Annotated in this window: 23 protein-coding genes and 1 pseudogene; 12 read left to right on the forward strand and 12 right to left on the reverse strand. The window is 46.3% G+C overall.

Features of this window, described 5'->3' with window-relative positions:
• The first annotated feature begins 58 nt into the window (after positions 1–58).
• The 5 genes from tsaB to ACZ2XM_RS09590 all read left to right on the forward strand — a co-directional run bounded on the left by tsaB (position 59) and on the right by ACZ2XM_RS09590 (position 4,591).
• Positions 59–760, forward strand: coding sequence for a tRNA (adenosine(37)-N6)-threonylcarbamoyltransferase complex dimerization subunit type 1 TsaB (tsaB, locus tag ACZ2XM_RS09570; RefSeq protein ID WP_490588575.1), 702 nt, complete (start codon positions 59–61; stop codon positions 758–760).
• A 122-nt stretch (positions 761–882) separates the two neighbouring features.
• Positions 883–1,725, forward strand: a complete 843-nt coding sequence (locus tag ACZ2XM_RS09575) for an undecaprenyl-diphosphate phosphatase (protein WP_490588576.1) — start codon at positions 883–885, stop codon at positions 1,723–1,725.
• A gap of 78 nt (positions 1,726–1,803) precedes the next feature.
• Positions 1,804–2,730 (forward strand): class I SAM-dependent methyltransferase, encoded by a 927-nt coding sequence (locus ACZ2XM_RS09580; RefSeq protein WP_490588577.1) that lies wholly within the window; start codon positions 1,804–1,806, stop codon positions 2,728–2,730.
• A 115-nt stretch (positions 2,731–2,845) separates the two neighbouring features.
• Positions 2,846–3,805 carry a 4-hydroxybenzoate octaprenyltransferase gene (gene ubiA, locus ACZ2XM_RS09585; RefSeq protein WP_490588578.1) on the forward strand — a complete coding sequence of 320 codons (960 nt, stop codon included), beginning with the start codon at positions 2,846–2,848 and terminating at the stop codon, positions 3,803–3,805.
• Between the two features lie 84 nt (positions 3,806–3,889).
• The gene (locus ACZ2XM_RS09590; protein WP_490588579.1) at positions 3,890–4,591 is read left to right on the forward strand and encodes a DUF4112 domain-containing protein; all 702 of its coding nucleotides are present in this window, start codon (positions 3,890–3,892) and stop codon (positions 4,589–4,591) included.
• 217 nt (positions 4,592–4,808) lie between these two features.
• Here the strand turns inward: ACZ2XM_RS09590 and ACZ2XM_RS09595 are convergent, their stop codons facing one another.
• The 4 genes and pseudogenes from ACZ2XM_RS09595 to ACZ2XM_RS09610 all read right to left on the reverse strand — a co-directional run bounded on the left by ACZ2XM_RS09595 (position 4,809) and on the right by ACZ2XM_RS09610 (position 6,973).
• Complete coding sequence (locus ACZ2XM_RS09595; protein WP_490588580.1) at positions 4,809–5,534, reverse strand: hypothetical protein; 726 nt, start codon at positions 5,532–5,534, stop codon at positions 4,809–4,811.
• A 132-nt stretch (positions 5,535–5,666) separates the two neighbouring features.
• The gene (locus tag ACZ2XM_RS09600) at positions 5,667–6,284 is read right to left on the reverse strand and encodes a hypothetical protein (RefSeq protein ID WP_490611140.1); all 618 of its coding nucleotides are present in this window, start codon (positions 6,282–6,284) and stop codon (positions 5,667–5,669) included.
• Between the two features lie 263 nt (positions 6,285–6,547).
• Positions 6,548–6,823 (reverse strand): annotated as a pseudogene (locus ACZ2XM_RS09605) (secondary thiamine-phosphate synthase enzyme YjbQ); the annotation flags it as partial.
• A 12-nt stretch (positions 6,824–6,835) separates the two neighbouring features.
• Positions 6,836–6,973 carry a hypothetical protein gene (locus ACZ2XM_RS09610; RefSeq protein ID WP_490588582.1) on the reverse strand — a complete coding sequence of 46 codons (138 nt, stop codon included), beginning with the start codon at positions 6,971–6,973 and terminating at the stop codon, positions 6,836–6,838.
• Positions 6,974–7,165: 192 nt separating this feature from the next.
• On the opposite strand from ACZ2XM_RS09610, the gene yiaA reads away from it, so the two are divergent.
• On the forward strand, positions 7,166–7,696 hold the full coding sequence (yiaA, locus tag ACZ2XM_RS09615; protein WP_490588583.1) for an inner membrane protein YiaA: 531 nt from the start codon (positions 7,166–7,168) through the stop codon (positions 7,694–7,696).
• A gap of 65 nt (positions 7,697–7,761) precedes the next feature.
• Here the strand turns inward: yiaA and mnmC1 are convergent, their stop codons facing one another.
• The 4 genes from mnmC1 to ispZ form a co-directional block, all read right to left on the reverse strand.
• Positions 7,762–9,909: an FAD-dependent 5-carboxymethylaminomethyl-2-thiouridine(34) oxidoreductase MnmC1 gene (gene mnmC1 / locus ACZ2XM_RS09620; RefSeq protein ID WP_490588584.1), complete on the reverse strand. Its 2,148-nt coding sequence runs from the start codon at positions 9,907–9,909 to the stop codon at positions 7,762–7,764.
• Between the two features lie 193 nt (positions 9,910–10,102).
• On the reverse strand, positions 10,103–10,612 hold the full coding sequence (locus ACZ2XM_RS09625) for a hypothetical protein (RefSeq protein ID WP_490588585.1): 510 nt from the start codon (positions 10,610–10,612) through the stop codon (positions 10,103–10,105).
• On the reverse strand, positions 10,609–10,914 hold the full coding sequence (locus ACZ2XM_RS09630; protein ID WP_490588586.1) for a YciI family protein: 306 nt from the start codon (positions 10,912–10,914) through the stop codon (positions 10,609–10,611). The genes ACZ2XM_RS09625 and ACZ2XM_RS09630 overlap by 4 nt, the downstream gene beginning before the upstream one ends.
• Positions 10,915–10,978: 64 nt before the next feature.
• Positions 10,979–11,527, reverse strand: coding sequence for a septation protein IspZ (ispZ, locus tag ACZ2XM_RS09635; protein ID WP_490588587.1), 549 nt, complete (start codon positions 11,525–11,527; stop codon positions 10,979–10,981).
• Between the two features lie 294 nt (positions 11,528–11,821).
• On the opposite strand from ispZ, the gene ACZ2XM_RS09640 reads away from it, so the two are divergent.
• Complete coding sequence (locus tag ACZ2XM_RS09640; protein WP_490588588.1) at positions 11,822–12,706, forward strand: PHP domain-containing protein; 885 nt, start codon at positions 11,822–11,824, stop codon at positions 12,704–12,706.
• A 662-nt stretch (positions 12,707–13,368) separates the two neighbouring features.
• A complete protein-coding gene (locus tag ACZ2XM_RS09645; protein WP_490588589.1) occupies positions 13,369–14,841 on the forward strand; it encodes a GGDEF domain-containing protein in 1,473 nt (490 codons plus the stop codon).
• A 90-nt stretch (positions 14,842–14,931) separates the two neighbouring features.
• Here the strand turns inward: ACZ2XM_RS09645 and truD are convergent, their stop codons facing one another.
• Complete coding sequence (gene truD / locus ACZ2XM_RS09650) at positions 14,932–16,251, reverse strand: tRNA pseudouridine(13) synthase TruD (protein ID WP_490588590.1); 1,320 nt, start codon at positions 16,249–16,251, stop codon at positions 14,932–14,934.
• A gap of 172 nt (positions 16,252–16,423) precedes the next feature.
• Here truD and ACZ2XM_RS09655 point away from each other — a divergent pair, with 172 nt between their 5' ends.
• On the forward strand, positions 16,424–17,047 hold the full coding sequence (locus tag ACZ2XM_RS09655) for a GNAT family N-acetyltransferase (RefSeq protein WP_490588591.1): 624 nt from the start codon (positions 16,424–16,426) through the stop codon (positions 17,045–17,047).
• A 188-nt stretch (positions 17,048–17,235) separates the two neighbouring features.
• Here the strand turns inward: ACZ2XM_RS09655 and ACZ2XM_RS09660 are convergent, their stop codons facing one another.
• Complete coding sequence (locus ACZ2XM_RS09660; protein ID WP_490588592.1) at positions 17,236–17,439, reverse strand: hypothetical protein; 204 nt, start codon at positions 17,437–17,439, stop codon at positions 17,236–17,238.
• A gap of 48 nt (positions 17,440–17,487) precedes the next feature.
• The gene (locus tag ACZ2XM_RS09665) at positions 17,488–17,670 is read right to left on the reverse strand and encodes a hypothetical protein (RefSeq protein ID WP_490588593.1); all 183 of its coding nucleotides are present in this window, start codon (positions 17,668–17,670) and stop codon (positions 17,488–17,490) included.
• A gap of 470 nt (positions 17,671–18,140) precedes the next feature.
• On the opposite strand from ACZ2XM_RS09665, the gene ACZ2XM_RS09670 reads away from it, so the two are divergent.
• The 3 genes from ACZ2XM_RS09670 (at position 18,141) to ACZ2XM_RS09680 (ending at position 21,609) form a co-directional block, all read left to right on the forward strand.
• Positions 18,141–18,512, forward strand: a complete 372-nt coding sequence (locus ACZ2XM_RS09670; protein WP_490588594.1) for a hypothetical protein — start codon at positions 18,141–18,143, stop codon at positions 18,510–18,512.
• Positions 18,513–18,633: 121 nt separating this feature from the next.
• Entirely contained in the window at positions 18,634–19,578 is a 945-nt protein-coding gene (locus tag ACZ2XM_RS09675; RefSeq protein WP_490588595.1) for an SDR family NAD(P)-dependent oxidoreductase, read from the forward strand.
• Between the two features lie 15 nt (positions 19,579–19,593).
• Complete coding sequence (locus tag ACZ2XM_RS09680; RefSeq protein ID WP_490588596.1) at positions 19,594–21,609, forward strand: AMP-binding protein; 2,016 nt, start codon at positions 19,594–19,596, stop codon at positions 21,607–21,609.
• A gap of 97 nt (positions 21,610–21,706) precedes the next feature.
• Here ACZ2XM_RS09680 and uvrA read toward each other — a convergent pair whose 3' ends face one another.
• Entirely contained in the window at positions 21,707–24,694 is a 2,988-nt protein-coding gene (gene uvrA / locus ACZ2XM_RS09685) for an excinuclease ABC subunit UvrA (protein ID WP_490588597.1), read from the reverse strand.
• Positions 24,695–24,725: the final 31 nt, after the last annotated feature.

Here is a 24,725-nt window from a genome sequence, read left to right on the forward strand (position 1 = left end):
CAAATGCTATGATAAGCGCTATTTTTTAATGTTGTCAGTACGACTAGTGAGGGTGATTATGTTTTTGGCACTGGATACGGTCTTTGGACAATGCTCGGTGGCCATCGTGTCGGATACCGGGGCAGTCTTATATAATGATTCCCAAGCTGGCAATCGTATGCAAACGCAGCAGATATTACCCATGATTGATGCCGCCCTTAGCCAAGCTGGCGTGACGCTAGACCAATTAACGGCTTTGGTATTTAACCGGGGTCCTGGCGCTTTTAGTGGTATTCGTATTAATACCGCTGTGGTGCAGGCGCTGTCGGTTGCCCATGACCTACCGTGTGTGGGCATCTCAAGCTTGCAGATACTGGCGCAGGCTGCTTTTGAGCAGCAGCAGATTGAACAGTGCTACGCCGCCCATGATGCTCGCATGAAACAAGTCTATCTGGGCGCATTTGCCTTAGAGGCTGGTATCATGCAGCCGCTAACTGCTGCGTTAGCCTGGACACCAAGTGAGCCAGACAGTGCCGAATGTCTGCTCGATTATGAAAAGTCTACTCCGCAGAAGCTCCCGTTAGTGGGCGATGGCGCGCCGCTATTAACCGCTCATGATGACCAGCCAGTGTTTGCTACGCTACAGACGGATGCCGCTATAGTCGCCCGGTTAGGCGTGGCACAGTTCGCTAAAGAGGGCGGAGTGCCTGCTGAGCAAGCTTTACCGGTATATCTGCGCAATCACGCTTGGAAAACCCTGAAAGAGCAAGGCAAAGCGTAAGATTCGCTTGCCACGCTACGGTTTAGCTTGGCTATTGAGGTTGCACAGGGCGCTTGGATTTACCCCTTATTTTTCTTATTGATTGCTCCCTTTTATTTACTACTGTATTTAGGATATTCGTCTTGGATTTACTACTGCTGTTGCAAGCCGTCGTTATGGGCATCGTTGAAGGTATCACCGAGTTTTTGCCTATCTCTAGTACCGGCTACCTGATTTTATCTGCTGATCTCATGGGCTTTTGGAGCAAAGAGAAGGCGGACCTGTTTATCGTGGTCATTCAGTTGGGCGCGATTTTAGCGGTCATCTATGATTACTGGGGCAGACTGTGGCAGGCTTTCATGGGGCTGATTACCGGTAAGGCAGAAGGGCTTGCTAATCCACGCCAGCTCGGTTTGAGTCTCATCGTCGCTACTATTCCGGTCATGATTCTCGGCTTTACTTTCGCTGACGAAATTAAGATGTATTTGTTTAACCCTTATACCGTCGCGATTATGCTGATTATTGGTGGTTTACTGATTTTTTATGTGGAAAAACGCCCCAAGCCGATCATTGCTCATGAAGCCGAAGAAGTGTCGCTAAAGACCGCGCTGATGATTGGCCTGTTTCAGTGCTTGGCTCTGATTCCGGGAACTTCACGTTCAGGCTCGACCATTATTGGCGCGCTATGGTTAGGGGTGTCCCGTAAAGCGGCTGCTGAGTTCTCATTTTTCTTAGGTATTCCCGTCATCGTAGGGGCAGGTTTACTCGATTTAATCAAGCACAGAGACGCACTAAGCACGACTGAAGACTGGCTTGTATTGGGTGTTGGTACCGCCGTATCGTTTATCGTAGCGCTGTTATGCATCCGTTGGCTGGTGGCTTGGGTGAGTCGCCGTGATTTCACTATCTTTGCTTGGCTACGTATCGTCACCGGTATTATCGTGCTTATCGCTGCTTGGGCATTTGGCTATAATATCCAAGGCTAGAGCGCGGTCGCCGTTTAGACCAGCAGCGCTACTGGACCATAAATAGCTTGAGTCATTGATGAATAATAGGGGCAGGGTATGCAGTCACAGCAAGATAGTTTAGAGCAACTAGAGAGCTTGCTGTCTGTACCGCTACTTTATGCCCCTAGTGTTGATGCAGACAGGGCTCTTCCAGTGTTGGCTGCTATTCAAGAGCTTATCGCCCACCATCACATGCCTATCTCGCTAACCCCTAGTGCCAGTCCACAGAAACTCACGCAAAAATACCGTCTACAGTTAAGTAGCGATTACTGCACTCCTCTATTAATCATTGATGACAAAGGCGAGCTTAGCCTGCTTATCGATGGGATTAGTGTGGCACCGAATTGGACAAAACTGCAAAGGCGTATCGTAAGTGCCGGGCGTAAGTCTGAACTGTTATTACAAGCGGCCAAATTGACGGCAGATAAGCGTGCGCTAGATGCCACAGCGGGTTTTGGTCATGACAGTTTGATTTTGGCGAGTACCGGCGCGCAAGTGACTATGCTAGAGCAGCAGCCGTTACTAGCGCTATTATTATTGGTTGAGCAACAGAAAATGGCCAGTGAGAGTAATTGGCAAAAGCTGATGGCCAGGCTCACTATTATTAATAGTACAGCCGAAACCTATTTAGCAAGCTCTGATGCTCAAGCGGCTAACTACGATACGATATATCTCGATCCTATGTTTCCTGATGACAGTTATGACAATAGTAAAACGGGTAAAGGCGCGAAGGTCGGCAAAAATATGCAAGCGTTGCATGAGTTAGTGGCGCCGCCAACCTCTGAAGCAGAAATAAAGCTATTTGAATTGGCTCAGGCAGCCATAACTAATAGCGCCAAGCAAGAGAGTGTGGAGACTGGCATAGACAATTCGAGCCGACGCCTTATCGTGAAGCGCCCCATAAGTGCCCCTCATTTAGCAGGGCAGGCGCCTGATGAGTCTTGGCAAAATGATGTAGTACGTTTTGATGGCTACTTTGGTTAAGTTTGCCGAGCATAGTATTCACCGTTAGACTCACGTAAGATGAAATCTATTTTTAACCAGTCTTCTCTAACAAGTATTCTCTACTCATTGCTAACCTAAATTAATAATAGCCATTATGACTAAACCCAATACCATGCCGATATTGAAAAGACCGCTAAGTTTAAAAGAAAAATTTACTGCTTACATGCAGCTGACCCGTTTCGATAAACCTGTGGGCATCGAGCTGTTATTGTGGCCGACACTTTGGGGCGTGTTTTTAGCAAGCTTTGGTACCGGTAGTGCCGAAATGGGCGCGCTACCCAGTCTTAAGATAGTGGTGATATTTGCGCTTGGGGCAATATTAATGCGGGCGGCAGGGTGTGCCATCAATGACTTTGCGGATCGTAAGGTTGATGGGCATGTCAGCCGTACCAAAGGTCGACCGTTAGCGGATGGACGCTTAAGTGGCAAGGAGGCTATAGGGGCCTTTTTAGTATTAACCTTATTAAGTGCCAGCTTGCTGTTATTCTTACCGATTGAAGTGTTCTACTGGTCACTTGGTGCAGTATTTCTAGCTTTTATTTATCCCTTTATGAAGCGCTATACCCATTTGCCACAGCTGTTTTTAGCGGCAGCATTCGGTTGGGCAATTCCTATGGCTTATGTGGCTGTGCAAGGGTGGCCCGATATTTGGGCATGGCTGCTATTTCTCAGCTATATGTGTTGGACTGTGGCTTATGATACCCAGTACGCGATGGCCGATAGAGAAGACGACCTCAAGATTGGGGTGAAATCTACCGCGATATTATTTGGTCGCTATGATGTGGTGATTGTCTCGATTTTGCAGGTAGCATTTTTACTTATTATGGGCGTCGTATTGTGGCACTATTTTGGCGAGACCAAGTTGGGCATGATTCCTATCTTTGGCCTAGGCTTGGTAGCTATGATGTTTACCAAGCAAAATGCAGCCTGTGCCATCCGAGAGCCTATGGCTTGCTTCCAAGCATTTTTGGCTAATATCTGGGTAGGGCGTTACGTCTTTGCCCTAGTAGCAGCGAGCTGTGCGTGGGTGAATCTAAGCTGGTGGTTTGCGTAAAAGCGTTTAAATAAATAAGAGGCTAACCATGCGCCTAACGCTGCGTCTTAATATATTAGTTTCTTTGCTGTCTTGGAGCACCTTATGAAAGATGTGAACAGTACCCACGTAAAGAAACCTTCGCGATTGTTTGGCGGTCGTGACCATCGTAGCTATCTTAACAAAGGCAATAACAGTCAGGTACAACAGGTATTTGCAGATAATCTAGCCAAGCAGGGGCTTACCCGTGAACAAGTTATTGCCACGGAACGTAAGCTGGCGAAATTTGCCAACACTATGGATTCGCTAGTACGGATTCCCTTTACCCAGCAAGGTATCGGGGCGGATGCCGCCTTATCGACGGTGCCAATAGCCGGAGATGTGGCGGGGTTAATATTGACAGGGTACGCCTTTATTTTGGGGCGGCAATTGGGTGTGCCTGTAAGTAAAATGACCCCAGCGATAAAATTGGCTTTTATTGATATGGTAGTGGGGGTGGTGCCCGCTGTTGGTACGTTATTAGATATCTTTATTCGCCCGAGTCGCAAGACCCTCACTATTGTGCATCAGCACCTACAAGACGAGTATGGCATTGACGATACTATGCATTTGCAGCGACCTTTTTTGCACGAGTCGTTAGAGCAGAGACAGAAAAATTCCAAGCTCTGGCGTAACCCTGTAGTAGCATGGCTGTATCTGCGTATCCCTGATATTTTGGGGATTATCGTCTTATTATTATTGGGGTGGCTCATGTGGTCAGTAGGTAGCTGGGTGCTAGGTATGTTTGATCGCAAGACGGGTTTTTAAGGGCTAGTTTTGGTATGGCCTTAATTAGCTAGCTCCTTTTAGAATGCTAACGATGCTACTGTGCAAAAGCAGTAGCATTTTATAAATAAATCCTCTATTCCAAATTTTATTATTCTCATAGCCATTGTTTTTCATCGCTGTTGCTATTCTTTTTTGTCTCTTTTCTCCATGACTTTTTTAGCACTCTTTCTCTAATACCTCTTGCTAATAGTGCTCTCTAATAGCTGTGCGGGTCAATGATTTTTCTTTTAGTGCCCTCGATATAATACTCATGACCGTCCTCGCTACGCAGCATAAAATCCCAACCCCCATTGGCTTTAAGCAGTTGCTGAAAGAATTGCTGGCGGGTAGCGATGGTTTGCTTATCTTGCGTATCGGTCAGCAGCGGTGTGTCTGCCACGTAGAATGTAACGAAGCTACCGACTGCTCGTTTCTCTACCTTTTGTAGGTATATACCATAGCGCTCAAATATCGCTTTGGTAGGGTGTTGAAACTGAGTCGTATCGTTAATAATGACAGGCACTTCATTAAACTGAAACTGCAAATCTAAAGTGCTATCTGCAATATTCTCATAGAAAATTCGCCCGTAATTATCGATAAGATAGCTCGCTCGCCGCGTCATAGTGTTGGGATCGCCGCCACAATCTTGGTTATGCTGCTCATAGATATCAATCGCGACGGTATTCGGTAAGTCGTTATGAGGGGAGGGCTGTACCCTAGTTAAAAAACAGTCCTGATAATTTTGCAGTAGTAAGTTAAAACTGTGCTGCTGAGTACGAGTCATTTGGTCGATAGGGTCTAAAGAAGCTAGCTTTGCAGCCAATAATTGAGGGGATTGTTTATAGGTCGTAGGGGCCGCTGCAGTAGTATAGACGGCGACTAGACTAAACGTTAAGCCACAAAAAAATACAGCTAAATGACGATATGGACGCTTTAACTGCATTAGGGTACTCACTTGAAAGATTAGCGGTTTTGTGGAATAAACTTACTCGCTACTCATTCGCTAGTATACCGCCATTATATAGTCTGAGCGCAATCCTAGTAATCGAAAACGAGTACTCATACTTAATATTGATTACTGCGGAATTACTTCTGCTTCAGCACTCACTGCATTAAAGCTCATAGGCTGACCATTTTGAATCAAATCTACCGAGCCGCCCCCAGCATGACTCACCAAATCAATACTGCCATCTGCAGAAGTATAAGTGGGGTTGTTGCCTTGACCTGCCGTAGCGGTGAGCGTCACTTTTTTACCTGAGGGTAGAGTAGTCGTGGCATTCAGTTCGCCACTGACCGAAGTCTCGTAAACTACCTTTAACGTCTGACCCTGGTCATTTTTATAGTCGACATTAGACAGTTGCGTGCCAATAATGGCAACGTCTGGATCGGCACCAGGAGGTGCTACCTGGTTACCTGAGTCATCTACTCTTTCACCACTGAGGGGCGTGGCCGCTTCGGTTTCATTGCTAACGATGGCATTATCTGCTATCGGAGTCGCTGCAGGCTCAGTAGGCACGACTACGGGTACTTCTTGCGGTGGCGTAGTCGTTGCAGGAGTGTCTGTTTCGGCAGGGGGTGCTGGTTGTTCGGCTTTATCACAGCCACTAAGGGCTAGGGCAGTAATGAGTACCGTAGTGAATAGGGTAGCCGTGGGTTTCGCTATACGAGTCATAGGATGCCAATGGATAGTCATAAGGGCCAATTAATCAATAAGAATATACGCTCATTTAAGCACAATCACGCTGCGGTAACAATCTACCTAATGGTTTAGAAATTAGAGCGTTAGGATATTAACAAATTACCGTAATGACGACGCTTCGACTACCGCCATAATCTCTATGCTCACACAAGTAAATACCTTGCCTGAAGCGGGAGGCAAAAAGTGTCTGGGGGATACTTTTCCCGCTGTAACCAATGAACGACAAGGTTCATATCTTTATATTAGCCGCAACGGTATTAACAACTTACCGTAATGACGACTCTTCGACTGCCCCCGTAGTCCCTATGCTCACACAAGTAAATACCTTGCCAAGTCCCCAACCCCAAATCCCCATCAACCAAAGGCACCGTCAAACTCACCCCAAGCATCATGCTCTTAAAATGCGCAGGCAAATCATCCGAACCCTCTAGAGTATGGCGATATTCAGGTTGATCGGCTGGCGCTACTTTATTGAGCCAATCTTCCGTGTCTAAACGCACATCCGGATCGGCATTCTCGTTAATAGCGAGACTGGCTGAGGTATGTTACAGAAATAATTGCACCAGACCCGCTTGCGCAGAGTGAGGTAATAACTCACGGATCGCCTGACGAATAGGCGGGGTAATGATATGAATACCACGGGTGTGAGGTGGTAAATTTAAGGTAGTTTGATAATAAGCCATAGGATAGTTTTCTTTTACGAAGCAAGAATTTATAAGAACTACTATAGCAGTAATATAAAATGATGAAATATCATGCTATGGTAAGGTATAAATGAGCTAATAACTGTATTAAGTCGCTGTATTTAGGGTCTTATTTATTGTGGAACTTATAATGGCGTCATCTAATAAAAATTATAACCTAAGGACAGGCTAATGAATAATAATGAGCAAGATACTCCAGTGACGTCCTATCGTCCGACAGCAGCTTATATTGGTGCTTCTTGGGCAGTAATGTTAGTCGGCGTGTTGGCGTATTTAGTAGGATTATGGAACGCAGGCACGCTACAACTGAGTGAAAAAGGCTATTACTTTGCGGTGCTTGCCTTAGGGCTATATGCGGCGATTAGCTTGCAAAAGACTTTACGTGACAAGGCTGAAGGGATTCCCACTACCGACTTGTATTATATGATCAGTTGGGCGGCGTTTGCGGTAGCGGTTATTTTGATGGTGGTGGGGCTCTATAATGCGGATACTTTGACACTCAGCGAAAGAGGCTTTTACATTATGGCCTTTACTTTGAGTCTATTCGCTGCGGTCACGATTCAAAAGAATACGCGCGATTTGGCGCAAGCGGATAAGCTATTGCCGAAATCTAATACGGTTAGTGCCAATGAGGGCGGCTCTCTATTTGCTGGTATTCGTAAACCAACTAGAGCAGAAGACGATGAGAGTAATTTGCGCTAAGTCAGCCCATAGTTCAAGCATGAGCATTTATAACATTGCTATTTAGATAATTGCTATTTAGATCATTAGTCTGGCAGCGCCGTTTGTAGACGCGCTCTATTCGGTGATAGTTTTAGAAGCATTTGTATCGATAATGGGGCAAAGCTGCCGGTCATAATATCGGCCAAAGCTTCGGCACAAATGGGCGCATAGGCATAACCTTTCGAGCCCATCCCACTAAGAGTCCAAATCTTTGCTTCATTATCATTATCCACAGCATGTTCTGTAACAATCGGACCCACTAGCGGATGGTAGTCTGGGGTTTGCGCACGGATACCGGCACGTGCCTGCCACCCTGTAGTATCGTCAGATATGACCGTTGCTAATTCTGGCAAAGCAGTTATTAGCTTAGTGTAATTGACCTGGTACTCTGACTCGCGCACAGTAGTGTCAGTATCATTACGAACGAAACTGGCACCGAATAAAAAATGCGGTTGATCAGGCGTTAACGTGTTGACCTGCTCATCGCCAGGCTGCGGCGTAAATGGCGTACAGTAGCCCGCATATTTTAGCGGTAGTTTTGGCAAATGCTTTAGCTGCTCAGGAGTAGGGCTAAACCAAGACAACTGACCGCGTATTTTACGGAAATCAAAAATCCGTGACTCTAATAGACAACTGGCATAAGCGGCGGCAATCAATACCCTTGCTGCCTCAATAGTCTCCCCATCTGTACTAGATAAAACAACTTTATCGCTATCGGTTTGACTGTCTATCTGCGTGATGTGGCGCTGCTCAAAAGTAATGAGCGGGTGCGCCAAAATGCTATCCGCCAAGGCTTTTGGATTAATTAACCCCGACTGTGGCAAGTATAAATTCTCTGTAAAATCTACCTTGGACAAGCCTGCGCGAGCTTTCGCCTCTGCATGGTCTAAGGTCGTTGCTAGCTCATCGGGATACAGGGTAATTTGCTGGGTATCAATATTGGCTTTAGTTAATAAATCCAACATACCTGTAGGTTCAAATACGAGCGCTTTAGTGGCGAATGTTGCCTCATTATTCTCATTGGCAGCCCTACTGTCTAAGCCACGGTAAAAGCGCCCGCTATATAAATAGCCCGTGGTATGTAAATGCTCAGCGACATGATGAATTGGCGTCATTTTTGGTGCCAGTAGGGCACGCGGATTGCCAGAAGCCCCGGCTAAAGGTGCCGTTTTGTCCACTAGCAGAACTTGGATACCGCGCTGTGCCAATGTCCAAGCGCTCATCAGACCAGAAACTCCCGCACCTATTATCGTAATCTGTTGCGGATAGCGACTAAACAAGGGAGCTATAGGGTCGTCGTCAGATGCATTTTCTATTGTTTGAGCGGGCACAGTCGCTGTAAGCATCTCATTTTTACGACCAAATCCTTTTACCTTAGCAATGGCAAACCCTACAGCTTGTAGTCCCCGTTTGACTACCCCCGCACAGCTAAAAGTGGCCGCCGTAGTTCCCGGTTGCGACAGTCGTTGCATCTGAGTAAAGATTTGCTCAGCCCATAACGACTCATTGCAAGACGGGGCAAAACCATCTAAAAACCAAGCGTCAACAGCAGCCCTAGCGCTATTATCGAGCTTGGCTAAGCTGTCAGCGGCCTCACCCAACCATAAATCGAGCGTCACATCGTCCGCTAAATGCAAGCGATGACAGCCTTCAATAAGGGGCGGGTATTGGGCCAATAGGGTAGCAATCAAAGGGGCAAGTTCAGGCTCCGCAGCTTGCCAACTGGCTAGACTGCGCGCAAGGTCGGCTCTGGTTAGAGGGAATTTTTCGGTACTAATAAAATGGAGACGGGGGATCGGGCTGTTGGCAGTATCATTATTAATCAAATGCTGCGCTTTTAGCTCGCGCCATAATTGCCAAGTGGCTAGCAAATTTAGCCCCGTACCAAAGCCTAATTCGGCGATGGTAAAGGTGGCTTTACCCGGTAGTCTGTTGGAGGTTTGCATAAACAGCTGCTTAAAGCGGTCCGGCAGTTGATTGCGCTCTATAAATACATAACGCGATTCATTCAGGCCATCCACCAGCGAGTAATAAACATCGCCAAAAGCCCGTGAAAAAGGCACGGTATGCCCCAACTCATCAGTGTGCCAGTCGATTGGGGCAGGGGTAATAATGCCTGCCGATACGGGCGCATTGCCAGCAGGTGATGGCTGAGTAGGGGCAGTGGGAAGGTGATCTGAAGGTATGGCCATAAGAGTGCTTAAGCAAGATAAAGGAGTAAAGCTGAGGGGGTAAAAGGGTGGTAATCTTTAAGCGTAGGTTAGGGTTCAGAGCTAGCGCACATTGTTATAAAAACGGTTATCAAAAATGCTCTCAAAACTTTGTGCGCTAAGGTCGCTATAAGCTCACCTTATAGAGTGGCCGCTGTTATTTTACAACGGCCCTCTACCAGCGCTGACGCCGTACAAACACTAACCATGAGACAAAGATACCGACTAATAAGCTGACTAAAACGGTAAAAGCGCCATATAAAAACATCTGGCCTTTGCTCTCATAAATCAAAACGTTGACCTGAGTCTGTAAGTCATTGACCTCGCGTTGTAGCTTGGCATTGCGACTGAGCAGCTCTTGATTGGCCACCGATAGAGCGTTGTCAGTGGGTTGTAGCTGCGCCGCTAAGCTATTGGGGTCGATTACCGCAGCGGTAGCCACGCCATCAGTAGGTGCGTTTGGATCCACAGGAGTGGTCAAGCCCGCCGCGGGTGCCTGAGCTACGGGCTGACCGGTCGTAGGATCCGTTACGGTCACCGTTGGCGCAGCATAAGCGGTCGTCGTTAATAAGACGCCACTGAGCAAAGCGCTGCTTAAACCAGGCAGCACGCTATTTAAAGCAGGCAGGGCAGTCTGGCGAGATAACCAATGTTTCAGGGACTTAAGGGACTTCATCGGCTTCATGGAGCCTCTACTTGTGGTAGGGCCTGTATGAAGGGTTTGATATCGACATGGCTATAAACGCCTGCAGCAAAATAAGGGTCTGCATTGGCCCACTCTTGCGCGGCCGTTAGTGAGTCAAAAGCTGCAATAACAATACTGCCTGACATCGCAGCTTCTGCATGAGCAATCGGCGTCGGTCCTGCGATGACCAGACGAGACTCAGCCTCTAATTGCTTTAATCTAGCGATATGAGCGGGGCGGGTGGCCTTACGCAGCTCGCTGCTGTCTGCGACGTCATGGGCAATGATGGCGAATAAGGGCATAGGGCTTCCTTAAAATGGGCGTGCGGTTATTAGACGGAGTGTGAAAACAGGTAGCACTCACAAGCTATTTAGATTTATCAGTGACTTCCGGATTAATATGATTTTTTAGCACCACAAATTGGCCAATCATAAACACTAACATTACTGGAATCCAACCATAAGATTTAAAATCAATCCAAGTCTGCTCTGAGGTATAAAAAGCAAAATAATACTGTAACCCAGCCATCAGGATAAAGTAGGCGGCCCAAGCTAGCGTGAGTTTATTCCAACCCGAAGGCGTCAGGGTAAACACGGTCTTCATCGCCAGTTTCAGTAGCGGTTTATTAATAAACACACTGATGATTAAGGCCACCGCAAATATGCCGTTGATGACCGTGGACTTCCACTTCAAAAAGATGTCGTCTTTTAACAGCAAGGTTAACCCACAAAAGAACACGGTCAAGACCAAGGTGACCCATTGCTGCTTATCGAGCTTACCTTTTTGTTTAATTAAATGTATAGAATATACAATTAAGGTCGCGACTAATAAAGCCGCCGCACCGGCTAGGATACCAAAATTTTTGGCACCGATAAAAAAGGCAATTAAGGGAATAAAGTCTAAGAAGGCTTTCATAGCGTGGCAATTTGCTCGGTTAAAACGTAGTGCGTAGTTTACACCGCGCAGCAGGTAAAAAAAAGCAGACAAACATCTTACCGGCTATCACGGTACAATAAAGGCAGATAGTAGTGAAATTTAGGTGAGTGCACCTTACTATTCCCCCATTTATGCGCACAATCTAAGTACTGCGATTGGATAAAGCATACCGCTTAAAATATTGACGGCCGTTTCACAGGGTATTCCAATTAAACGGCTAATCACGACGGCAGCGCTTTAGTAAACCGCTGCTGCCAAAAAATAGGTATTGATATGAAAGTAGACTTACATTGTCACAGCACGCGCTCTGACGGCAGCGACTCACCAGCGGAGTTGGTCACCCGCGCCCATAGCGCTGGCGTAGAGATGTTGGCCTTGACCGATCACGACACCATTTTAGGGATAGAAGAAGCCAAAGCGGTAGCAGCGGACTGCGGGATTAAGCTGATTAACGGCGTGGAGATTAGCTGCGAGCATACTTTAAGCGGCGGTTATGGTAAGAATAAGTCTAAAGATAAAATCATCCATGTCTTAGGCTTAGACTTCTACGATATCACCACGATGCAAAACGCGCTTGAGACGCTGCAGCAAAGCCGAGCCGATAGAGGCCGCCATATCGTCGATAAGTTGGTTGAAATTCTGGCATTAGATGAGACAGCAGCGGCTGAGCTATGGCAAGCGGTACTCACCAAAGCGGGCGGTAATCCGCAAGCAGTAGGGCGGGCCCATATTGGTCAAGTCCTGCACGCTAATGGGGTGGTAAAGACGGTCCAACAAGCTTTTGATAAATATCTAGCCGATAATAAACCGGCCTACGTCGCCATCGAAGCGTTAAGTATGGCCGATGCGATTAAATTAATCCAAGAGTGTGGTGGCAAGGCTGTCTTGGCACATCCTACCCGCTATCGTCTCTCGGCGACTCGTGTCCGTAAGCTGATCAGTGAATTCGCTGAGCTAAATGGAGATGGTGCCGAGCTGCCGAGCAGTGATGAGCCGTTAAGTACGCGAAAAATGGTCGATCGCTGTATCGCTGAGCACGAGCTGAGCGTGTCTATTGGTAGCGACTATCATGGGACTAGCATGCCGTGGCGCAAACTGGGGGATACGCCAAAACCGACACCAGAGCAACAAGGCGTGTGGCAACAGTTTGCTAGCTAAATTTTGCTAGCTAAGGAATAACGGCTGTAAGGCAGCGTTATTCCTGGTTATGTTATAGACAGCCCATTCGCTTTAGTTAAACCCCATTACTTAGATTGGTAGCAAAAACACCCTTATAACAGGGTGTTTTTTTTATTTTAAAAAACGGATTTAAAGGCACCTGCTTAGCAAATGTGTTTTCAGCAAAAATAAAGTAAGGATTAGTATGATAATTATTAAGTTTTAATTAATAAAAAAATAAATTATTATGGGGGTTATAGCCTTTTCAGAAAAAACATTAAGGGAGTTTAGAATGTAAATAAAATTCTATCCCACGCTGTACTTATAGGGAGTACTTAAACGGTAATTGTAGGTGATGCTTAAATAGTTACCTTTGGTCAGATTTATCAGCTATAGAGTTGATTTTTTACGTATAACGTTCTTAAATTACAGATTAAAATTTATTAACTATGTTCTAAATAGTCGTCACTACTCTCGTGCTGACCGCCTCTGCTTTTGCAAAAATTACCGAGTATTACTAATAAATAATGGATAGCTTAATGATAGAGACTGTCGCGTTGATGGTATAGTTAACTATAAGAAAAATAAGGCTTAAATATAAATGCCTCTCTAAACATGGATTATGCTGAAATGCTATTAATATCTGTAAGATCAGCTCAATAATGAGTGTGTCACTGTACCAAAAAGGCTATAAAAAACTGGCGCAAATTATTTTTGAGTGGCAGGAGGGAGACCGTGCCTCGCTTTTGGCCTTCTTCATTCTGATAGAAGTGGTGTTGCAGTGGGCATGGGGGCTGATGGTCTGGGTAAATAGTGATAGGCTTGCCTCTCATATCAATATGGACTTGTTTCAATGGTTCTGGTTCGCTACTACATTGGTCGCGATATTTTATTCTTGGCTAACCTATCGACTGCATCATTTAAGAGCCTCCAAGGTAAGTTTATATACTTGGCAATGGCTCATGTTGATGGTCTATTGTATTTATATCGCTGTATTAACCACCGTTTTAGGGTATAGCGGACTGACGACGGGGGTCTCGTTAGTGGGCGGGGCCATGCTAGCTATGTTGCTGATTGACAAGCGTATAGTCTGGTGGGGATTTAATATATATGTCGGATTTATTCTAGTTTTTACTATCCTGCCTTATTTCGGCATAGAGATACATAGCCTACGTAAAGTACCTTTGCCCTCGATGACCAATGATGTGGTGACGAGCAGTCCCACCGAAGGTTACGCTTATACGCAAGTGGCGGCTATCCATGATTATTTGCTGAATATGACAGCTGACTATCAAAGTACTGGACACCCAGGTGTTGAGACTATGGCCAGTGCTAATATCTCTAATGCTGATATCGAAAAAGTGTTGCAAGTACAGCGCAGTAATTTATTGTTTTGGCAAATGACCTCCATCTACTTTGCGCTGCCAAAAGCGATGGTTATCGTCTACTTATTTCGCACTTTATTGACGATTATCGACCGCAATAAACGCGAGATTCAATACAATGCCGACCATGATGCGCTGACTGGACTAAAAAATCGCCGCAGTATGCTGTCTTGGATTCAGCAATCGCTATTTAATGACAAGCATAAACATGGCTATAATCAAGACTATAGCGTGATTTTATTGGATTTAGATTATTTTAAAGCGGTGAATGATACCTATGGTCATCCGGCAGGCGATCAGGTCTTACAAGACATCTCCGAGCTGCTCAGTCATGCGCTCATGCGCCGTCATGAAGTCAGTCGCTACGGAGGAGAGGAGTTTCTATTAGCCTTGCCGCATACCAGCCACTCGACCGCGCTAATGATTGCCGAAGCGTTAAGAAAAGAGATTGCAGAGCACAGCATTTATATCGGTAATGATATGATTTTACAGGTCACGGCTAGCTTTGGCGTAGCCACTTTAAGTCAGCAAGATGTTGCCGCGCTGCAAACCTCTTATCTTGATGCGCTAAGTGATGAAATGCTCAATACGGCCAAGAGCAGTAAGATAACCGATATGGTTATTCAGAGCCTCATCGGAGTGGCCGATACAGCGCTGTATGAGGCTAAGGACAATGGCCGTAATCAAGTCGCTAGTGTTGATAGCCTAGTCTTGAGCAATAAAATTCCGCAACCGTCTTTTGACTTGTAGTCGATTCTAGCCGTTGAGTCGTCCCTAGTCATTAAGCTGACGGCCATAGTCTCCGAAGCTACTGGTTTTAAAAATGCCCTCACGTAACGGTTACTGGTGGCTATTGAGCTGCTGCACCAAACTGTATAAGACGCTGGTCGCATAGCTGCCGGTCGGTAAGCTAAATTGGAGCTGCAAGCTAGCATTGCCTAACCACTGCCACGCTAATTCCTGCGGTACTAATCTTAACGCTCGTCTTTGCGCTTTAACCTTTTGTGCCTCTAATCCTTGAGCCAAACGCGTCAACACAGGTTCGCTTGCGATAATCTCATCTTCAAGCTGGCGGGCGACCCCAGTCACTTTATCATTATCTAAGCCCCATAAAGGAGCGGTTGGGTGAATGTCTTGCGCCTGTAAGCGCTCAAGTAAGGTGGCGTCTAATTGCTCGCTAGCAAAGATAGAGCCGGTCCCAGCCAAATTAAACACTTCTCCTGCCAGACCACTATGCCAAGTGCCGTCGCTGACACGTGCTGCGAGTATGCGGTTAAATATCAGACTGCGGGCAGCAGACAAGCGCATAGAGTGTTGTTCGCGCAGCCGTTTGCTAATTTTCCGTTCCTTATTACGTTTGCCGCGTTTATCCTTACGCTGATTGTCTGTGTGGGCGCTAGGCTCAGATTTTTCAGATTGTTCGTTAGGGGCAATAGGGGCGGATTTTAATTGCTCATCATGGAACCATTTTAGCGCTTCACTGATATTATTGCCGCCATGACCAAAGCGCTGCGCACCAAAATAATTGGGCACGCCACTTTGAGCGATCTGCTGCAAGCGCGCGTCTACTGCCGCCGGATCATCTGCTTGCACCTCAGTCAAGGTTAAGATAAATTGGTTGGCCTTATGGGCGCCGCGACTGAGTTTTTTATTGTGCCAATGCTGCTCGAGTACCGCAATTTGTTCTTGCGGGCTAGCGGATTCGCTTGCTATTGTTGGTGCTAGCGTACTTTGCCCATCCAAGACGGTGTCATCTGTTAAAACGGGATTAAAAGGCGCTTCGGGTAGTGTGCGATTGGGGATGCGTAAGCTAAACCATTGCGTCGTCACCGCCTGTCTGTCTTTCAGTCCTGAATACCCCACATCACGCTCTGGTATGCCCGCCCATTCTGCTAATAGCTTGGCTGCATGCGCCGTATTCATGCCCGTCTTTTGTATAAACAGCCAGAGATGTTCGCCTTCGCCACTAAACTCAATATCTAATTGCTCATTGACGATAAAATGCTCAGGGCAAATTTTATGCGTGGCTTGTTGAATAGGCGAAGTACCGGGTTGTGGCAATTGCCGAGGGTCGGTAAAAGCGGCAAAGTCAGTACTGTTGAGCAGTTGGCTTAAAGACGGTGCGCTGGCATTCTCAGCAGCAGAAAGGTGTTCAGACATAGTAAGGGGCCGTATTGAGAAAATCGATTGCGCCTATATTAGCATTCAATGAAATACAGCAAGGCTATAAATCGTTAAAATGCTTGCGCAATACCCTTATAATCACTACTAAAACCTAAGCTACAATTATGACCAAAGCTAAAAATGACCACCAATTAACCAGGATAAAATAATGACTAATGAAGCGAAGACTGCGCAAAAGGAAAACGTGTTTTTACGGGTAGCCACCATAGCCGATGTCCCCGCATTAGAAGTGTTAATGAACCGCTGTTATCGCAATCAGGAGGGTTGGACCAATGAAGCGCAGTTAATCGGCGGCATCCGCACCACTCAGGCGGAGTTACAAAACGTGATTAATGACGCGAAGCAATATTTATTCGTTTACCCAAAAACCGATACGGGTCTGCGTGAAGGCAATGAGACCGGTGAAATACTGGCGTGTATCGGGGTGCAAGGGCAGGAGGGTCATTCAGCGGAGGATGACGCCAAGAGTGCTGATGGCATTAAGGCTTATATCGGTATGTTTGCCGTGCATCCAGACTTGCAAGGGCAAGGGATTGGCGATGTGGTGCTAAACGCGGCCGAGACCTTTGCCATGCGCCACTTTAGTAGCGAGCAGGCGCCTTGTCGCTTGACCATGAGTATCCTCAATCATCGCCCTGAACTATTGGCTTATTATCAGCGCCGCGGCTATGAGCTAACGGGGGAGAGTATGCCATTCCCTAATGATGGCAATAATGGCGAGCCGCTGCGCGAAGATTTGCAGTTATTGACGCTTGAGAAGAGAGCGCAGTAGTCTTGTACTCATTGCAAGAGTACTGGTGCAGTCAATCCATTAAAGATTTGCCACAGAGCTACTGATATAGATTTACGCTAGCCTCAGTCCTATCATGAGTTTTAGCCAGAAAGTTTATCTCAGTGGCTCATTAGGTAACCGTTTCAAATAAGATTAAATATAAGAAACCAGTAGGGTATTGAGGATAATTAAAAATGGCGACTGGCGAAAAATCCACCAACGCCTATCAGCAAAATAGCGACCGTAATTAACCGTAAAAACCAAGCCAACAGCTTCTTTTTAGTCACTATATTATCACTGGTAATGTAGCCAAATAGGCAAATCATACTGACGACGAAAGTCATGACGCCAAAGCCAATTGGTAATAGAGAGAGGTAAAGCGTCCACTGCATAGCATTTACTCAATAAAAGGGCCCATATAATCAGGCAAATAATAGGGATTAAGGACGGGCGAGGACGAAAAATACGATTAGGCTAGCCAAACTTAGCAGTACGATAAGAAAGGCGATAACATCGACCGTTTCCTTACGGCTTTTACTTAAGAATAATTTGGAAAACAATAGTATCGGTATGATAAGCCAGCACAATACACTGAACCCAATCGGTAGGAGCGTTAAATTCATAAAAGGGACCAAGAAGTTAAGGGCGACATGATTTTGGTAAGCGTGGATAGATTATAGCGTATGCAAAATGCTACGACAGTTTAACATAGGATGCGATCAAGCTACGTCAGGGCTTTATAAGGTTAATGATTAAATAATGAAGGGAAATGGAGCTAAAACTCGCTGATTATTTAAATCTCCTTCCATTTCAATAATGGCAAAGCAAAAATAGAATTATGGCAAGGCGACAAGGATAAAGGTTATTGCATTAATAAAACGGGTAAAAAAGTTAGCTGTTAGTTTTATAGAACTAGGGTCAACAAAAGAGGTGCTATTGAGCATCTCTTTTTTTATGCGTATTGCAGCAAGAATCTAATTTAATTAGAAATTAAATATAAATAGGTTCGTTGACTTAAATAATAGGGCACAATATGATTTATCCTACTTATAATATTATTCATTACTCATTTTTATTTAAGGAATATATCGTTATGCGCCTACCTAAGCTAGTTGCTGTTTTGCTGCTCACCCCGCTATTCGTAGCTTGTTCCAAAGGGCCTTCTGAAAGTGAAGTAGAGGGTTTAATCGAAGCGCAATATCAACAAGCGCATAGCGCTATGAACGACGCCATGAATAGCGCCGGTGCCCAAGACCAAGAAATGGCGAAGGCTATGGGCAGTATGATGGCCGGCATGATGCCAAAACTTGAAGCCGTTAAAGATTTAAATTGTGACAGTGTGGAAGGGGATAACACCTATATGTGTACCGCTAATATTCAGCAAACTATTGGTGGCAACAGTCGTACTGACAAGGCCAACTTTAAGGTCTATAAGGTGAATGATGAGTGGGTATTGGGTAATTAAGACGCTTTAGTGCGATGACTATAGCTTGCTGATTCTGCTGCCGCATTAAACCAGTAAGTAAGTCTCTACTGCACTGCTGCAACGGACTAGCTCTAATCAGGATGGATACGATAAAACTATTATGACTCAGTATAAACCCGATTCAGAATTAGCCCGCGAGTCGCTGCTAAGTACTCGCTTGCTTGAAAAGCTATTATTTCCAAGTAGCGCTTTATCAAATCTTGAGCGGCAGCGATTGGCTCAGGCGGTATCGGGCAAAACCATACTGATTACCGGTGCTAGCTACGGCATTGGTGAGCAGCTGGCCTACCTATTAGCGAGCCTAAACCTACGAGAGGCAGAGCAAACCAGTCTACAAAAACCGGCCAACCTGATATTAGTCGGCAGAACCACAGAAAAATTAAAACAGGTTCAAGCCCGTATTATCCAAAAATATGGTCTAGCGAGTATTTATCCCATCGACCTTAGAGATGAGGATGAGCTGCAAAGTTTTATTGAGTTTTTACAGCGCCAGAATGTGGATATATTTATTAATAACGCGGGTCAATCTATCAAGCGCTCTATCATGAAGTCGCTTGAGCGTAGTCACGACTATGAGCGCACCATTCGCCTAAACTACCTCGCCCCCGTGAAACTGTGCCTAGGTCTAATACCTCATCTGCAAGTCAACCAAGGGCAGATCATTAACGTATCTGCGCTTAATGTATTGCTGCCGCCAATGCCAGAATGGTCGGCTTACCAAGCGTCAAAGTCTGCTTTTGACCAGTGGTTTCGCTCAGTGTCACCCGAGTTATACGCCCAAGGCATCACTACCAGTACCTTGTACCTGCCCTTAGTGCGCACTCGGATGATTGCGCCAACGGCTATGTATCAGTCTGCGCCTGCGATGCGCCCTGAGCAAGCGGCTGCCCTAATCAGTAGGCTTATTATTCACAAAAAACCTAGCTTTAAACCTTGGTGGTTATATCCTGTTGAAGTGCTATCAGTACTATTACAAAAACCATTGGCGTTGGTGGTTCGCAGTTATTATCGGCGACAAGCACGCCTAAAAAACAGTAGAAACTAAACTAGAGACCCATGAATGACGACTAGTCCGCAAAGCCAAAATAAAAATAATAAATCGACATTGGCGTCAAATGCAGTAGCGACGTCTTGGTGGCGTTGGGGGTCTACTAGCATTCGTAATTTATATAAGATTGGCCTACTTACCCCTAAAGGCGCTCGATGCGTCACAAAGTCGCTCTACCAGCATGGCGCAAACCTGATGGTCCTGCTTGAGTTTGCCAGTCAGATGGCGCCAAATAGAGCCACTTTCAATCAGCAATACACCTATCGACAATGCTACGAAATGGCTCTATCTTTATCGGGCTATCTCAATGACGAACTACAAAGAAACGCTCACTGTGACCCACTCGATGAGCCCAGCCCAAACCGTCATTCAACCTCTCAGCGTCATCCAACTTCTAAGCTTAGTTCCATTAAAACCTTTTTAAATAGGTATGCCCTAAAAGGTACAACGAAACCAAAAACCAAAATTGCGCTACTTTGCTCCAACCATACTAGCGGTATCTTAGCGTTATTCGCTGCTGCTCGATTGGGTGCTGACATCACTTTGCTCAATACCGATATGAGCCATAGCCAAATCGCGCATATCCTTGCCCAACAACCCTACGATATGCTCATCTGTGACGATAAGTTTGCTGATATCAACGTTCTGATTGAACCGGCAATAGCCTCAACCCCAAAGTCTACTGCTACCGCCGCACCCCTTATAATTAGCAGTACAACTTTGCAGCAATTCCTTGCTTTGGCCGCTAAAGGCCTAACTGCTATCCAAAAATCCAACCCATATCTAACCAGCGCTCCGCAATTACCCCGCCAATCCTCAGGCAAAATTAACGTGCTAACCGGCGGCACTAGTGGGCGCATCAAGTTTGCTGATCGCGAACCGTCCCCTTTTGCTATGCTGGTACCATTTTTAGCGCTACTCAACGATGTAGAGCTAGCGAAGTACCAGTCTGTCTATATTGCCACTCCTTTTTATCATGGTTATGGTCTGGCAGCGCTGCTGATTTCTGTCCTACTATCGGGCCGCATCTTCATCAGTAATACTTTTGCTACGGCTAAGATTAGTCAGTTAATCTATCAAAATCAGATTGAGACGCTGATTTTAGTGCCGACCTTACTTAAGCGACTGTTGGACTATGACCAGCTCAATCAGCATAACTATAATCTATGCAAAGGTGAGCGAGCTGAAGATAGAACAGCGCAAAATCATAGCGATAACTGTCATTACGAGCCCACCTTTCGCTCGGTCAAGCGAATTATTTCAGGTGGGGCAAAGCTCGATGCCCATCTTGCCACGCAGACTTTGACGCATACTGGCGATACCTTATTTAATCTTTATGGAACGTCCGAGGCGGGGTTTGGGGTTATGGCGACCCCAGCCGATTTACATCGCTATCCAGACAGTATTGGCAAAGCTATCCGCGGGGTGCGGCTGCAGATTTTACCTATCGAGCAAACCTTAGGTAGCCAAGCTAAGCATGCCAAACAGGACCCCTCTGACCCCGATATTGGCACTGGCATTGGTGTTTTAAGTCTTGGCACAGCTTGGTCAATGGACAATAAACCAACTGAAGCTAAACCATTAAGACGCAGTGGCCCAAGTTATATCAGTACAGGTGACTTGGCTTATCAGAATGTAGAAGGCTATCTATTTTTGAAGGGTCGAGCCGATGACATGATTGTGTCAGGCGGGGAGAATGTGTATCCGACCGATATTGAAAATGCTCTCAATCAGCATCCGCAGGTCGATCAAGTGGCGGTTATTGCAGTGGATAATGAGGAGTTTGGCAAACGGCTTATTGCCTTCGTTCGTCTCAATACAAATAATGAGTTTGAGCCTTCAGTCTATGCAAATGAAGGTCAATTACCAACCACATTAATCAGCGCTGAGCAGCTCATGGAATGGCTAAAACCTAAATTAGCCCGCTATCAGATGCCACGACAGATTGTTTTATTAGATGAAATGCCTATGACTAAGACAGGGAAGGTGAGTCATGCCCAGCTTAGGGCGTTGCTCTTACGCGCTTAGAATTGCTTAAAGCTATTCCAAAAATGTATTTTGCCAATAAAAAAGGCCATCCCCTAAAGAACGGCCTTTCTATTAATCTCTGACAATCAACCTAATACTAAGCAGATTTCTTCTCACGCTCTAGCATCGGCTTTAAGAAGTGACCGGTATAAGAGTCCTTAACCTCGGCAACCTCTTCTGGCGTGCCTTCAGCGATAATCATACCACCGCCTTTACCGCCTTCAGGACCTAAGTCAATTACCCAATCCGCAGTCTTAATCACGTCTAAGTTATGCTCGATAACCACGATGGTATTGCCCTTATCACGCAAGGTATGCAAGATATTGAGCAGCTTGTAAATGTCATGGAAATGCAGACCAGTCGTCGGCTCATCCAAGATATACAACGTCTGACCGGTGTCGCGCTTAGCCAGCTCACGAGCCAATTTAACACGTTGCGCCTCACCGCCAGATAGCGTTGGCGCTGACTGACCCAAGCGGATGTAGCTCAGACCAACATGCATCAATGCCTCTAGACGACGATGGATCGGTGGGATGGCTGAGAAGAACTCAGTCGCATCTTCAACCGTCATATCCAAGACTTCAGCGATGTTCTTGCCTTTGTAATGAATATCTAGCGTCTCACGGTTATAGCGTTTGCCATGACAGCTGTCACACGGCACGTACATATCCGGTAAGAAATGCATCTCAACTTTGATCAAGCCATCACCCTGACAAGTCTCACAACGACCGCCTTTGACGTTAAAGCTGAAGCGGCCAGCCTTATAACCACGAGCTTTGGCCTCTTGCGTCTGTGAGAACAAATCACGAATCGGCGTAAACACACCGGTATAAGTCGCTGGGTTAGAGCGTGGCGTTCGGCCAATCGGGCTTTGGTCAATATCGACCATCTTGTCCAGATACTCAAGACCTGTGATACTTTCATGCTTATCCGCTATCAGCGTTGAAGCATTATTTAACTGGGTAGCAGCCAATGGCATCAAAGTACGGTTAATCAAAGTTGACTTACCCGAACCCGATACCCCAGTGATACAGGTAAACACGCCTACCGGGATGGTCAAATCAACGTTTTGCAGGTTATTACCAGTCGCGCCTTTTAGTTCGATTTGCATTGGCACGATATTCTTCGGCTTTTCCTTCTTATTCGCCGCTGCCTTTTTAGCTGCTGCCGCTTTTGCCTTACCCATTGGCATGATATTGATGCGGGCTGGTGGATTGTTTAAATCAATCGTTTTGGCTTTATGACGGATTTTTGGAATCTCAATCTTCTTCTCACCAGACAGGTATTCGCCCGTGAGTGAGCCTTTGGTATTCATAATGTCTTGCATCGTGCCTTGGGCAATCACGCTACCGCCATGCACACCCGCACCAACCCCAATATCAATGACGTGATCGGCCTGACGAATAGCATCTTCATCATGCTCGACGACCAATACCGTATTGCCGAGGTCACGCAGACGCACGAGCGTTTGCAGCAAACGATCGTTATCGCGTTGATGTAGACCAATTGAAGGTTCATCCAGCACGTACATCACGCCCATGAGACCGGCACCAATTTGGCTAGCCAGACGAATACGCTGCGCTTCACCGCCTGATAGGGTCTCGGCAGAGCGCGCAAGGTTGAGATAATCCAGACCTACACTGACCAAGAAGTTTAGGCGTTCATTAATCTCTTTAAAGATTTTTTCAGCGACTTCGCCTTTGGCCCCGCTCATTTTCAGGTTGGCGTAGTATTCTGCTGCATCGCCAATCGATAGTCGCACAATCTCAGCGATATCACGACCATCCACGCGGACGTTACGAGCAATCTCGTTCAGACGCGCGCCATCACAGACGTTACAAGTGGTATCGGCTAGATATTTCGCCAACTCATCACGCACCAAGTTACTTTGCGTCTTAGCATAGCGGCGCTCAAGGTAGGGCAGTACCCCTTCAAATGGCGTAGTCTTTTTGGTCTTGCGGCCGCGTTCATCGGTGAAGTTAAAGAGGATTTTCTCTTTGCCCGAGCCTTTTAAGATAATATCTTTATGCTCTTGCGACAGGGTAGCCCAAGGCGCGTCCATATCGATATCAAAGTGACTGCAGACGGTCGTTAGTAGACCAAAGTAGTACGCATGACGCTTATCCCAACCGTTGACTGCGCCTTGATTGAGCGACTTGTCCGGATGGGTAATCAGCTTCTCTGCAGAGAAGTATTGACGTTTGCCCAAGCCATCACAGGCCGGACATGCGCCGTATGGGTTATTAAAACTGAATAGGCGTGGCTCCAGCTCTGACACCGCACGGTCACACACAGGGCAGCTGTGTTTGGCAGATAGAACTTGGTCATCGCTATCGGTATTCGAGGCGTCAGGATTGGGGTTGCCGTCCATATAATGCAATACAGCAACGTCGCCACCCAATCTGAGTGCGGTCTCTAAACTTTCGGCCACTCGGTTGCCTAGATCATCACGAACTTTAAAGCGATCGACCACGACCTCGATAGTGTGTTTTTTATTCTTCTCTAAGTCTGGCAGCTCATCCATATCATAGACATTGCCATCGACACGCACGCGCACAAAACCCTGACCGACCAGCTGCTCAAGCAAGACCACATGCTCGCCTTTGCGCTCACGTACCACCGGAGCCAAAATCATCAGCTTGGTGTCTTCGGGCAGCGCCATAATGTCATCGACCATCTCAGTGATGGTTTGTGCCACCATAGGTTCATTGTGCACCGGGCAAAATGGCGTACCAACGCGGGCATAAAGCAGGCGCAGATAATCGTAAATTTCGGTAATGGTCCCGACGGTGGAGCGCGGGTTATGGTTGGTGGATTTCTGCTCGATAGCAATCGCTGGCGACAAGCCTTCGATGCTGTCGACTTCGGGCTTATCCATCTGCGATAAAAACTGACGTGCGTAGGCAGAGAGACTCTCAACGTAGCGACGCTGGCCTTCTGCATATAAGGTATCAAAAGCCAATGAGGACTTACCGGAGCCTGAAAGCCCAGTAATCACCACAAACTTGTCGCGAGGGATATCAATATCGATATTTTTCAGGTTATGGGTACGTGCCCCACGAATCTTAATACTATCGTGTGCCATATAATGCCTTTTAGTTATTAATATTAAATGA

The organism is Psychrobacter sp. CoH-33_TS_01 (assembly GCF_058189395.1).